This window comes from Ruegeria sp. N10, assembly GCF_056531545.1.
In genome coordinates this window covers 1-12,865 of record NZ_JBQFLY010000016.1, presented here as the reverse complement: position 1 = coordinate 12,865, position 12,865 = coordinate 1, and the positions used below count along the sequence as shown (strand labels likewise).

Below are 12,865 nucleotides of genomic sequence, written 5' to 3'. Positions count from 1 at the left end.
GACCCGACATGTTGAAGCAACAGATCCTGGCTGCCGCTGCCTATCCTCTGATCGTTTTTCCCCTGGCCATCATTTGGCATTTGGTCCTGTTCAAAGACAGGTACATGAGCTTCGGATATTTCGAAGGCGAGCCGAACATCGCTGTCGGTCTGGCGTCGATGGGTATCCAGGGTGCCGTGTTGGCAGCCATTTACCCTATGTTTCGGTTCGGTCGCAGCGGTCTAAGGCGGGCAGTCACATTCGCAGCCTTGCTGGGGCTATTTTTCTGGACAAGCCATGTGCTGGCGCTGGTGGCCAAGCAAAACGTGCCGCAAGCAGGTACGTTCATCTTGATGGAGACACTCTATCTGTGTTTGCAGTTCGGCCTGTTCGCACTGGCCCTGGGCTTGATTTTTCGCGGGGCAGGGCGAACAACAGTCACGTCCGCCTGAGACACTGATGAGTTACCCCGTCTCCAAGAGATTCAGTCCGTATCATAGCGTAGGCGCGTGGCAAAGCGGTGCCTTCGAACAGCCGCTTTCCCGTGCCGACGACAACGGGAAACGTCCAGATCCGAAACTCGTCGATCAGATCATGGGCTTGCAGTGTTTGGATTAACGCAGAACTGCCATGGACTTGAAGCAGCGGCCCGTCTTGGTCCTTCAACTCTTGCACAGCTTCAGCCACGTCGCCGCTCAACGAGTGTGAGTTTTCCCAACTCAATGGTAGCGTCTGCGAGGTGGCCACATACTTTCGCGCCGCATTTAACCGATCGCCAAGATCAGAACGCGGCGCATTTGGCCAGTGTCCGGCAAAGATGTCATAGGTCTTGCGCCCAAAAAGGATGTCGTAAGGTTCCGACATGGCGACGCGTTCAACATGCGGCATCACACCTTCCCAATAGGGGGCTGCCCATCCGCCTTGCGTAAAGCCGCCAGAGGGGTCTTCCTCGGGCATGCTGGGCGACTGCATCACCCCGTCCAGAGTCACAAAGGTGATAACCGCAAGTTCGCGCATGTTATGACCGCTCATCGCCCAGCGACTGCGCAAAGGCTGCCAGCTTGTCGAAGGCCTGGTTCCAACCTCCAGCGCCAGCGGTGCCTTCGCCAACACCCACATGGACCATGACCATGCGCGTTTTGCCGTCCACCTCACTGAGCTCGACGATAACCTCAGTGATGTCCGGGAAGGACTCCGGCATCCCCATCGACTGCGGTGAAATAATGGTGCCGTCGGCGTCGCACATACTTTCTGTATAGACGAGGCGACCAGGCGCGCTGACCTCTTTGTAGACGCCGGTGAACCACATTTCCATTGATCGCTCTGGTGTTTGCATCGCCATGCCGACTTTGCGGGTTCCGCCTACTCTGACATCCATCTCGGCTGTCGGGACCGACATGCCGTTTGGGCCGTACCATTGTTTGAACAAGACCGGATCGGTCCACAGTTTCCACACAAGATCGATTGGCGCATCAAATACCCTCTCGATCCGAACCCAGGTGTTCTCTTCGCTCATGTTTCGTTTTCCTTCATGTCCGCCAAAAGAGTGTCCAACGTGTCAAAGCGTGCCTCCCAAATCGACCGATACCTCTCGGTCCAACTTGCGATTTCCTGAATTGGCGCCGTTTCGAGTTTGCATAGCCGAAACTGGGCGTCCTTCTGTCGCGAAATCAGGCCGGCGCGTTCCAGCACCCGAATGTGTTTCGACACGGCAGGCAAGGTCATATCAAACGGCTCTGCCAAGGCGTTCACGCTGGCTGATCCTTGCGCAAGCTGTGCCAGAATTGCCCGGCGGGCCGGATGCGCAAGGGCGGAAAACGCGGCGTCTAGTCGGTCATCTTTGGTCATAGGGTATTATTATACTAGTTAGTTAATTAAACAAGTGGTTTATTACGTTTCAATAGATGCGGCGACTGCCCGAACCTCCTTTCTAGAATTGTCAATTGACAGGAGATCTATGGCCAGCACGTCCAGGGGCAGGAGAGGATCGCGTTTGACCCGACACTGGTTTATCAATGTCTGCTATGCGGGTTGCGATCGCAGCATCTTGACCGGTTGGTGAACGGCAGGAATGGGCCGGGAATCTGTCCGTTTCGTCAATTTGCGGAATTGGCGGCATAAGCAGAGGGTTCGGTACCAACTCTTCGTTCAGTAAGAAACTCTGCAACAGATCCGTGCAGCAAGCATGTCCTTCCATGCGAAGTAAGACGCTTTCGGAGTTCGCTTCATTGAACTGAAATCTACATCAACCAGGCCAAAGCGTTTTTCATACCCCAAGGCCCATTCGTAATTGTCCAATAGGGACCAGACAAAGTACCCCTTAACCGGAACCCCTTCGCCCAAGGCGACCTGGACTGCCGACAAGTGTTGATCCAGATAGTCGATACGGTCATCGTCTTGTTGACGCTCGGGGCTGGCCATACCGTTTTCAGTCACGAAGATCGGCAGGTCGCCGGTGTATTCACGTGCTGCTCGGATCAGGAACCTGCTCAGCGCGGTGGGGTCGATTTCCCAACCCATTTGGGTCTTCGGCAGAGGGCCGGGAACCTCAGCGAGACTTGGCCACGCTGTTTCTGCGGGCGCGATAAGTTTACGGGTGTAGTAGTTCAGTCCGCACCAGTCTACGGGTGCTCCGATGTTATCGAAATCATCTTGCCAGCCCGACGGAAGGTGGGGCTCCAGCCCCTCCAGAACATTCTCGGGATAGGCCTTGTTGAACACGCCGCCCAGAAAGAACCGGTTGTATATTCCGTCATACAGAGCGGCGGCCTGTTGTGCCTCGGCGCTGTCATCGGCGGGTTCGGCCCATTCCAGATTGAATACGCCGCCCAGGTTAGACATGCCCAACCCACGCATCGTCTGAATGGCCTGACCATGGGCCAGCAGAACGTGATGCATAGCGCGCGCCGTGGCTCGAATATCGCGCAGCCCGGGAGCGTGGTGCCCTTCGAAATGGCTCAACCAACTGACACACCACGGTTCATTGATGGGGGCGACGCTGTACATGCGGTCGCCAATCCGTCCCATGATGACCTCAGTGAAATCGGAAAACCAACCGGCAATATCCCGGTTGCGCCAACCGCCCAAGTCGGCCAGGGGCGACGGCAGTTCCCAGTGATACAGTGTCGCGCACGGACGGATGCCACGCTCCAAAAGCGCGTCGGTCAGGCGATCATAAAAATCCAATCCCGCCTGATTAACAGGTCCGCGCCCCTCGGGCATCACACGCGCCCAGCTGGTTGAGAAGCGATAGCAATCGAATCCCGCGTCGCGCACAAGATCAAGATCCTGTTCAAACCGGTTCAGGTGATCACAGGCCAGATCGCCGTTTTCTCCCCGCACTACATTTCCGGGTGTCGCTGCAAACGTATCCCAATGTGTCGAACCGGCGCCGCCTTGGGCATGACCTTCGATCTGGTAAGCAGAGGTGGCGACTCCGAAATGGAAGTCATTGGGGAAATCGCTGCGCGTATGTTTCATTGTCAGATCCTGTTGGGTGCTGGGCCGGTTGATTTGCCAACAACCAGTTCCGCCTCAAGCAATCTGGTCTTGACCGGATCGTCAGGCGATTTGATCCTCTCAATCAACATCTCGGCGGCCAGTTCTCCTGCATGCCGCACTGAGGACCGCGTTGCTGTAAAGATGGGCACATCCTGTCCGTTTTTGAGATAAGAGAGGTCATCATCATGTGCGATGACCGAGACATCCCGGCCAATTCGCAGCCCTGCCTCGTCCAGCGCCCGCCTCACACCAATCGCTGAAATCATCGAGGATGCCAGAATGGCGGTTGGTGGATCGTCCAGTTGCAGCATATCGCGGGTTTCATGATGGCCGTAGACCTCGGTCATTTCGGCGCTGCGCATTAATTGTGGGTCCGGGATCAAGTCCGCCTGTTCCAGCGCTTGTAGGTATCCGGCACGACGGCGCTGTGCGAAGTCCATATCCTCAAGCCCGTTAATCAGGGCAATCCGGCGGTGACCCAAGTCGATCAGGAACTGTGTTGCGCGCCGAAAGGAGCTTTTGTTGTTCACATCGATCCAGTCATACTCTGCATCTATCCCGGTCGAACGACCGTGTACGATAAATGGTACCGCCATCCGGTTTAGCAGATCGATGCGACGCTCGTTGACCTTGGGGCCTTGCAAAACGACGCCATCCACGGCCCCGCGCTGAAACAAGCTGCGATAGGCCCCTTCGATCGAAGTGTCATCCGCGGTGGTGAACATCATGTCGTAGCCGTTCGCAGAGTATGTCCGCGCAGCGCCGGCGACAAAGTCGCCGAAGATCGGGTTCACCATCTCGTGCTGGGACGAACTGGGGATGACGTGCCCGATCACCATGGACTTGCCAGTCGCCAGACCTTTGGCGCGACTGTTTGGCCGATAGCCATGCTTGTCTGCAGCGGCCTGCACGCGCACACGAGTCGCCTCGTTCACCTCTGGATAGCCGTTCAGCGCGCGACTGACCGTTGTCTGCGAAAGACCGAGAATCTCAGAGAGCTGCTTTAGGTTCATATGTTCAAAGCGCCTTCAAATGGATGCTCACTTGTTTTGTTGTGATTTTTTGCTTCCGTCAACCCGTTTTGGCAAAGAGGTCAATAGCGGCAATAATTGAGGGGTAGAAAACGATATGTTGACAGAATCTGATTGCCAGCAGATAAAGTGCAACATCCAAAGCGCTTTGAAAATCTTGCAATGCGCAGATATTACTGGGAGGAGATTTCATGAAACACGCGCTTTACGCAGGTGTGGCCACATTCGCCCTGATGGCGGGAACAGCTCAGGCTGATAAGGTTACCGTGTTCGGGCCATGGTTGGGCCCGGACCAGGAAAACGTCGAAGCGGTTCTGGATGGCTTTGCAGCCGCGACAGGCCACGACTACGCGTATGTTGGTTCAGATAGTTTCGAGCAGCAGATCAGGATTGATGCAGAGGCAGGCTCGGCGCCGAATATAGCCGTTTTCCCGCAGCCTGGTCTGGCGGCGGATATGGCCAAGTCGGGTTTTCTGACACCGTTGGGCGATGGCACCGCTGATTGGGTTCGTGACAATTACGCAGCTGGACAATCCTGGGTAGATCTGGGCACTTTTCCGGGGCCCGAAGGGCAGGATCACCTTTATGGGCTTTTTTACAAGGTAGATGTGAAATCCCTTGTTTGGTACGTGCCTGAGAATTTCGAGGATGCCGGTTACGAAGTTCCGACCACGATGGAGGAACTGAAGGCTTTGACCGATCAGATCGTCGCAGACGGAGAGACGCCGTGGTGCATCGGTTTGGGTTCAGGTGGTGCGACCGGTTGGCCAGCGACCGATTGGGTCGAAGACATGATGCTGCGCACTCAATCGCCCGAGGACTATGACGCCTGGGTGTCCAATGAAATGAAGTTCAATGACCCGAAAGTGGTCGCTGCCATCGAAGAGTTCGGCGCGTTTGCACGCAATGATGACTATGTTGCGGGCGGGGCAGGTACGGTCGCAACGACCGATTTCCGTGACAGTCCAAAGGGCATGTTCAGTTCGCCACCACAATGTTACATGCACCGTCAGGCGTCGTTCATCCCGGCATTCTTTCCTGAAGGCACGGTTGTCGGTGAAGATGTTGATTTCTTCTACTTCCCCGCATATGAAAGCAAGGATCTGGGTAGCCCGGTTCTTGGTGCCGGCACGCTATGGGCAATCACCAATGACAGCCCGGCTGCACATGATCTGATCGCCTATCTGCAGACCCCCGAAGCACATGAGACATGGATGGCCCTGACCGGCTTCCTGACGCCGCACAAAGGCGTTGATACCTCCGTGTTCTCGGATCCGACGCTCAAGAAGATGAACGACATTCTTCTGGGCGCGACCACCTTCCGGTTTGATGGTTCGGACCTGATGCCGGGCGGCGTAGGGGCCGGCACATTTTGGACCGGTATGGTTGACTATGCTGGTGGAAAGCCCGCTCAGGAAGTTGCTGACGAGATCCAATCTTCCTGGGATTCGCTGGACTAAGCGCGTTAAAACCCGGGCGGTCTGCGCGTCAGGCCACCCCTTTTCCCCTTCGCAACGGAGAGCATGATGCATCCGGCAATTCAGGGCCTGCTGACCATCGCCATAGGCGTATCGGGCTGTGTGGGCTATTTCTTTCTGTCCAACCAGTTTCTGGACAAGGTTCTGTTCCCTGCGCGCGGGCCGAATGCCGGCCGCAACATCAACCGCGCGAATATGATCCGGCCTTGGCTGTTTTTGCTTCCGGCGCTTGTAGCGATTGGCCTATATCTGGCCTATCCGGTAGTTGAGACGTTGCGCCTGTCGCTCACGGATCGCATCGCCGGTGGTGGGTATAAGTGGGTTGGTCTCGATAACTACGTCCAGATGGTGGCAGAACCGAAATTCTGGGAAGCCATGCGCAACAATTTGTTCTGGCTGATCGTGGTCCCTGCAATGTCGACTGCATTTGGTCTGTTGGCAGCTCAGCTAACTGATCGGATCCGCTGGGGTAACATCGCAAAAGCCCTGATTTTCATGCCGATGGCGATCTCTTTCGTCGGGGCTTCGGTCATTTGGAAACTGATCTACGATGCGCGTCCGGCCGAGCAAGACCAGATCGGGATTCTGAATGCGCTTTATCTGTTCTTTGGTGGGGCCGAGCCGCAAACCTGGCTAACCATTCCGTTCTGGAACAATTTCTTCCTCATGGGGATCCTGATCTGGATTCAGACAGGCTTTGCCATGGTGATACTGTCCGCCGCTTTGCGCGGCATCCCCGAAGAAACCGTCGAGGCGGCGGTTTTGGATGGGGCCAATCCCTTCCAGATATTCTTTAAAATCAAGGTGCCTCAAATCTGGAACACAATTCTGGTTGTTTGGACAACCATCACCATTCTGGTCCTGAAGGTCTTCGACATCGTTTTCGCGATGACCAATGGCCAGTGGGAGACACAGGTTCTGGCCAACTACATGTACGACAAGATGTTCCGCGCCAATGATTGGGGCGTGGGTTCGGCATCGGCCATGGTGATCATGTTGCTGGTGACGCCGATCTTGGTCTGGAACATCCGCAACGCACGCCGGGAAATGGAGTAGGGGATGAGCGATATTGCAGGAACCAAACCCGCCCTTAGATGGATCGTCCAGGCCTCGGTCCTCTTTCTCGTGGTGCTTTGGGTAATACCGACACTGGGATTGTTGATCTCATCCTTTCGCACGGCTGACCAGATCGCGACCAGTGGCTGGTGGAAATCCCTGTTCCCGTCCGAACAAAACCTGACGCTACGCACGGCCGTGCCCAATACGCAAATTCTGAAAAACGGGACGTATGTGATTGAAGGGAACCTGTTCGACGAAGGGCAGAAAGCTACGATCTCAAAGTGGGGTGTCAGCTCCCGCGCGGTGGATGCGTATGAACCCGGTCAGACAGCGGAATTGCGTCGTGGCGGGACTATCACGGTCGATGCAAACGGGAACTACAAAGCGGAAAATGAAGAGGAGTTTACTGGCAGCCGCGGCCCGCGTGTTTTCGTAAGTGCAGAACTTCCACCCGAGTTCACGTTGGACAATTACCACAAGGTTCTCTTGGCCGAGAACAGCACCGACAGTATGGGTCGGGCGTTCTTTAATACTCTCACAGTGACCATTCCTGCCACGATCATCCCTATCCTGGTTGCGGCGTTCGCCGCTTATGCGTTGGCGTGGATGGAGTTCCCGGGCCGCGCGTTGCTGATCGCAGCTATTGTCGGGCTTTTGGTTGTTCCGCTTCAGCTCGCACTGATCCCTTTGCTGAAATTCCATCTTAATATTGGGATCGGCAAAGGGTATCTGGGTGTCTGGATGGCCCACACTGGCTTTGGAATGCCGCTGGCGATTTACCTTCTTCGCAGCTACATGGCCGGTCTGCCACGTGATTTGATCGAGAACGCGCGGGTCGACGGGGCGTCTGAGTTCCAGATCTTTACGAAACTGATCCTTCCACTCAGCTTCCCGGCGCTGGCGTCTTTCGCGATCCTGCAGTTCCTGTGGACCTGGAACGACCTTCTGGTGGCCAAAGTCTTCCTGATTGATGCATCAGGTCAAACCACCGTCATGACCAATCGAATTGTCGAACTGCTGGGTACAAGAGGGGGCAACTGGGAAATCCTCGCCACCGCTGCGTTTGTTTCGATCATTGTTCCACTGATTGTTTTCTTCGCAATGCAAAAATACCTGGTCCGTGGCCTGCTGGCCGGATCCGTCAAATAGAGGCGTCTGATGAACGTGCAGAACACTGTAGAACTTTCCAAATCAACCAAAGCAAAGTCAGAGTGGTGGCGCGGTGGCGTGATCTATCAGATCTATCCGCGCAGCTTTCAGGACAGCAATGGTGATGGGATCGGTGACTTGAAAGGGATCACCCAACGTCTGGATTACATTGCGGATCTGGGGGTCGATGCGATCTGGATCTCGCCCTTCTTCAAATCTCCGATGAAGGATTTCGGCTACGACGTCAGCGATTATCGCGATGTGGATCCTATGTTCGGCTCGTTGGAAGATTTCCGCGAGTTACTCGATCAGGCCCATGACAAGGGTCTGAAAGTGATGATCGATTTGGTGCTGTCACACACATCTGATCAGCACCCTTGGTTCGGTGAGAGCCGCGCCGATTGGGACAACCCGAAATCCGACTGGTATGTTTGGGCCGACCCTAAACCGGACGGCACACCGCCCAATAACTGGTTGTCTATCTTTGGCGGTTCAGCGTGGCAGTGGGAGCCTCGTCGCCTGCAATATTTTCTGCATAACTTTCTGAGTTCGCAGCCAGACCTGAACTTTCACTGTAACGAAGTTCAAAACGCACTGCTGGATGTGGCTCGGTTCTGGCTGGACATGGGCGTGGATGGTTTTCGCCTGGACACGATCAACTTTTATTTCCACGACAAACATTTGCGGGACAATCCGGCCCTTCCGGTCGAAGAACGTAATGCATCAATTGCGCCTGCGGTGAACCCCTATAACCACCAGGATCACCTTTATTCCAAAAGTCAGCCCGAGAATATCGCCTTCCTCGAAAGGTTGCGCGCGCTGACCGACGAATATGAAGGCCGTGCCTGTTTGGGTGAAGTCGGTGATGCACAGCGCGGGCTGGAAATCATTGGTCAGTACACCTCGGGCGATCAACGAATGCATATGTGCTATGCCTTCGAGTTTCTGGAAAAGCGTGCGTTGACCGCGCCTTATGCAAAGCAGGTCTTTGATCAGCTCGAGGAAAAGGCAGGCGACGCATGGCCATGCTGGGCGTTCTCGAACCATGATGTTGAACGTCATGCCTCGCGCTGGGACCTAAACGATGCGGCCATTCGCCAGCACGCGGTTCTGATGATGTGTCTGCGCGGCTCTGCCTGTTTGTATCAGGGAGAGGAACTGGGCTTGCTCGAGGCAGATGTTCCGTTCGAGAAACTGCAAGACCCCTATGGCATCGAGTTCTGGCCCGAGTTCAAGGGTCGCGACGGATGTCGCACGCCAATGGTTTGGGCGACGCAGGACGAACATTCAGGCTTTAGCACCGGTGAGCCGTGGTTGCCTGTTAGTATGGCCCAAACGGAAAGAGCCGTTGACCGGCTCGAGGCGAACGACCAATCGATGCTGCACCATTATCGCCGCGCAATCGCCTTGCGCCGCGTCCACCCAGCACTAACTACGGGTGCACAGTCCAACATGAAACAGGTTGGACCTGTGCTGACTTTCCAGCGTGAGGATGCGTCTGAAGCGGTGTTTTGTGCTTTCAACCTTGGAACGGAAGCTCAGCGGGTCGACTTGCCCTTGGGTGATTGGCGGGTCATCGGGCGGGAACTCGGCGGTAGCGACGGTGCAGGAAGCGTTACGCTGCACCCCGCTCAGTTTTGTCTGATGGCTAAGGTCAAGGGGTAAACCATGTCAGAACTCAAACTTACGGATGTCGCGAAATCCTATGGCCCAATCGAAGTTCTGAAGCATATCGATCTGGACATCGAAAAGGGCGAGTTGATCGTCTTTGTCGGTCCATCGGGTTGCGGAAAATCAACCTTGTTGCGAATGATTGCCGGGCTGGAAAAGATCACCGGCGGCACCTTGGAGATCGAAGGGCAGGTCATGAATGATGTGCCGCCCGCCCAAAGGGGCATTGCCATGGTGTTTCAGTCCTATGCGCTCTACCCACATTTGACCGTGCGCGAGAACATGGCATTTGCACTGAAGATCGCCAAGATGCCTGCTGCCGAGATCGATGCCGCCGTTGAACGCGCGGCCCAGACCCTTCAACTGGATCCGCTCTTGGATCGTCTGCCCAAGGCTCTGTCCGGAGGGCAACGCCAGCGCGTCGCTATCGGGCGCGCCATCGTGCGAGACCCCAAGGTCTATTTGTTCGACGAACCGCTTTCGAACCTCGATGCTGCGCTGCGCGTTGCAACCCGGATCGAGATTGCGCGCCTGAAAGAGGCGATGCCCGAAAGCACAATGATCTACGTGACCCACGATCAGGTTGAGGCGATGACGCTGGCCAGCCGGATAGTCGTTCTCGCCAACAAAGGCATCGCGCAGGTTGGTACGCCACTGGAGCTGTACGAAACGCCGGATAACGAGTTTGTGGCGCAGTTCATCGGATCACCCTCTATGAATCTGCTGTCTGGCAAAATTTCCAAAACCGGAGATCTGACCGAAGTCACACTCGATGCGGGCGGAAAAGCCGTTTCATCCATTTCGACCACGCCCGAACAAATGGGTTTGAAGGTCAAAATCGGGGTACGGCCCGAGGATTTTGTTGCCGACGACGCCGCTGGGTTTCTGGACGGCATTGTCGATTTTGTCGAAGCCCTGGGTGAAGTGACCTTGCTGTATTTTGCCAGCAAGCCGGGGGCTGAGAATATTGTCGCCAAGTTTCCTGGCGTTGAACGAAACCGACGTGGGAAAGCTGTCAAATTGAATGCGGACCCGAGCAAAGTGCATCTGTTTCACAATGGTTTGTCAATGCGGAAATGATGAGGGCTTTGTCGCGAACTTTTGGCCAGGAAGTCTTGGTGTTAATGGCGTTTCGGACTTTGATCGAGGCAGACAGTAACAATTTCATTCAAAGGCGCTCATTTCCCAAGGGACGTGATACTACACGCAGTGTTCTTCGATCTTCGTTACCCAGTGTCCTAGGATCTATTGCAAAGTTTCTTACTGAACGAAGAGTTGGTACCGAACCCTCTGCTTGTGCCGCCAATGCCGCAACTTGGCGAAACGGACAGATTCCGGGCGTAAGCTGACCTTTGCGGATCATGTGCGTCACTTCGCTGCTCACTTTGCCCGCAAGGCAGACGTCGGACAACTCGTCGATCTCGCAGATTAAGCGAATGGCCGGTTCGTTGAAGCTGCACCGCAGCGTGGCCAGAGGCGATGAATGACCAGTTTGGGCCGCCCGCGTAGGCGACCCAACTGCACTAGATTTCAATGGCTTCAGCGATGGCCAAGGCATCCTCGAGTTCGACACCGAGGTATCGGACCGTACTGTCCATCTTCGTGTGGCCCAGAAGGAGCTGAACCGCGCGAAGGTTTCCGGTCTTCTTGTAGATCTGAGTGACCTTGGTTCTACGCATCGAATGCGTGCCATAGGCGCTTGCCTCCAGACCAATCGACGTGACCCAGTCGCGGACGATTCGAGCATACTGACGGGTCGAGATGTGCAGCCGCTCATGGAAGCGGCCCGGCCAAAGGTACTCGGAGCCGATCATCACCTCGTCTTCCATCCACTTCTCGACCGAGGCGCGAGTCCCTTCGGATATCTCAAATCGCACAGGTTTCTGTGTTTTGCTCTGTAAGACCGACGCCCGTTCCTTGATCTGACCTGTCGCCATAACATCAACGACTTTCATCTTCACCAGGTCGCAACCGCGGAGCTTGCTGTCGATCGCCATATTGAACAGTGCCAGATCGCGATGGTTCTCAGCGAGTTCGAGCCTAACCCGGATCGCCCAGACGTGTTTTGGCTTCAGGGGGCGCTTTTGACCAACAATACGTCCTTTGTTCCAGGCGGGACGAAGCGCACGAATGGCAGGTAAGTTTGGTGTTTCCATGACTGATCCTCCGATCCGCCATGCCCTCCCACAACGACAACCCGACGTTGACCGAGGCAACATATCACAGGATGCTGCGCCGCATTCGAGGTCTGGAACGAGCCCATTTTGCTCAAGCGACGCCGTGCAGCGAATGTCTGGTTGTCTATGCGCGGCCGCACTTAGCGCAAAGCCCAGTTGTGAGATCAAAGTGTGAGGTCCCAGGTTTCTTGCACGCTCTCACTGCCAAAGTGATACCCGGAAATGCGCTCTGTCAAAGTAAATCCGAATCTAGCGTAGAGCGCGCGTGCGACTACCTGTGTCTCGTGGGTCATTAACGTCATGCGTTTGAACCCTGATGCACGCGCGTGATTCAGACAGATCGTCATTAAACGCTTGCCCAAGCCCATTCCGCGGGCCTCGGGTTCCAGAAAGAATAATCGCAGTTTCGCGACGCCGGGTTCTTCTGTACTCATGCAAAAAATTGATCCAAGCCGCGTCTCGCCGCTATGAGCAATAAAGGCGCGGTTTCCATCAATGCCTTGGATCGGCAAAAAAGCCGCCAGGATTTGCATGACGAGCATCTCCATGCGGTAATCAAATTTATAATCTGTGTAATAGGTCTCGGCGTGCCGATTGACGACCCATCCGGCGTCGCCTGGGGTTAAATCGCGAAATTCGACTGGACCCGGCAGGTCAAATGATCTCACCGCCTGCTCCAAAGCCCGGGCGACGCGCCCTGCATCTGCCCCATCCAATCGCTTGTGGACCTCAAGCGCCATCCGGTCGACAAGCTCGCTAAACTTCTGGTGCCCAGATTCAGTAAGATGAAGTTCCTTTTGCCGTGCATCATGTTCAGAAG

Annotated in this window: 13 protein-coding genes; 6 read left to right on the top strand and 7 right to left on the bottom strand. The window is 55.4% G+C overall.

Annotated features, from left to right (window positions below):
* Positions 1-8 precede the first annotated feature (8 nt).
* Positions 9-431 (top strand): hypothetical protein, encoded by a 423-nt coding sequence (locus ACR0JI_RS17800; protein WP_480495806.1) that lies wholly within the window; start codon positions 9-11, stop codon positions 429-431.
* On the opposite strand, the gene ACR0JI_RS17795 is transcribed toward ACR0JI_RS17800, so the two are convergent.
* From ACR0JI_RS17795 to ACR0JI_RS17775, 5 genes are all read right to left on the bottom strand, one after another.
* A complete protein-coding gene (locus ACR0JI_RS17795; protein ID WP_480495808.1) occupies positions 418-996 on the bottom strand; it encodes a dihydrofolate reductase family protein in 579 nt (192 codons plus the stop codon). The two genes, ACR0JI_RS17800 and ACR0JI_RS17795, sit on opposite strands and share 14 nt — an antisense overlap.
* A 1-nt stretch (position 997) precedes the next feature.
* Positions 998-1,495, bottom strand: coding sequence for an SRPBCC family protein (locus tag ACR0JI_RS17790; RefSeq protein WP_480495810.1), 498 nt, complete (start codon positions 1,493-1,495; stop codon positions 998-1,000).
* Positions 1,492-1,827 carry a metalloregulator ArsR/SmtB family transcription factor gene (locus tag ACR0JI_RS17785; protein WP_170797342.1) on the bottom strand — a complete coding sequence of 112 codons (336 nt, stop codon included), beginning with the start codon at positions 1,825-1,827 and terminating at the stop codon, positions 1,492-1,494. Before ACR0JI_RS17785 ends, ACR0JI_RS17790 begins: the two co-directional genes overlap by 4 nt.
* Before the next feature lie 300 nt (positions 1,828-2,127).
* Entirely contained in the window at positions 2,128-3,459 is a 1,332-nt protein-coding gene (locus ACR0JI_RS17780; RefSeq protein WP_480495812.1) for a GH1 family beta-glucosidase, read from the bottom strand.
* A gap of 2 nt (positions 3,460-3,461) precedes the next feature.
* A complete protein-coding gene (locus ACR0JI_RS17775) occupies positions 3,462-4,493 on the bottom strand; it encodes a LacI family DNA-binding transcriptional regulator (RefSeq protein ID WP_480495814.1) in 1,032 nt (343 codons plus the stop codon).
* A 209-nt stretch (positions 4,494-4,702) separates the two neighbouring features.
* Between ACR0JI_RS17775 and ACR0JI_RS17770 the strand changes: the two genes are divergently transcribed.
* The 5 genes from ACR0JI_RS17770 (at position 4,703) to ACR0JI_RS17750 (ending at position 10,948) form a co-directional block, all read left to right on the top strand.
* The gene (locus tag ACR0JI_RS17770; RefSeq protein ID WP_480495816.1) at positions 4,703-5,971 is read left to right on the top strand and encodes an ABC transporter substrate-binding protein; all 1,269 of its coding nucleotides are present in this window, start codon (positions 4,703-4,705) and stop codon (positions 5,969-5,971) included.
* A gap of 66 nt (positions 5,972-6,037) precedes the next feature.
* Positions 6,038-7,045, top strand: coding sequence for a carbohydrate ABC transporter permease (locus ACR0JI_RS17765; RefSeq protein WP_480495818.1), 1,008 nt, complete (start codon positions 6,038-6,040; stop codon positions 7,043-7,045).
* Positions 7,046-7,048: 3 nt separating this feature from the next.
* Positions 7,049-8,197, top strand: a complete 1,149-nt coding sequence (locus tag ACR0JI_RS17760) for a carbohydrate ABC transporter permease (protein WP_480489052.1) — start codon at positions 7,049-7,051, stop codon at positions 8,195-8,197.
* 9 nt (positions 8,198-8,206) lie between these two features.
* Positions 8,207-9,862: an alpha-amylase family glycosyl hydrolase gene (locus tag ACR0JI_RS17755; protein WP_480495820.1), complete on the top strand. Its 1,656-nt coding sequence runs from the start codon at positions 8,207-8,209 to the stop codon at positions 9,860-9,862.
* A 3-nt stretch (positions 9,863-9,865) separates the two neighbouring features.
* A complete protein-coding gene (locus ACR0JI_RS17750) occupies positions 9,866-10,948 on the top strand; it encodes an ABC transporter ATP-binding protein (protein ID WP_480495822.1) in 1,083 nt (360 codons plus the stop codon).
* A 443-nt stretch (positions 10,949-11,391) separates the two neighbouring features.
* On the opposite strand, the gene ACR0JI_RS17745 is transcribed toward ACR0JI_RS17750, so the two are convergent.
* Both ACR0JI_RS17745 and ACR0JI_RS17740 read right to left on the bottom strand, forming a co-directional pair.
* Positions 11,392-12,024 carry a tyrosine-type recombinase/integrase gene (locus ACR0JI_RS17745; RefSeq protein ID WP_480495824.1) on the bottom strand — a complete coding sequence of 211 codons (633 nt, stop codon included), beginning with the start codon at positions 12,022-12,024 and terminating at the stop codon, positions 11,392-11,394.
* Between the two features lie 185 nt (positions 12,025-12,209).
* Positions 12,210-12,865: GNAT family N-acetyltransferase (locus ACR0JI_RS17740; protein WP_480495826.1), on the bottom strand; the 656-nt coding region annotated here is incomplete at its 5' end.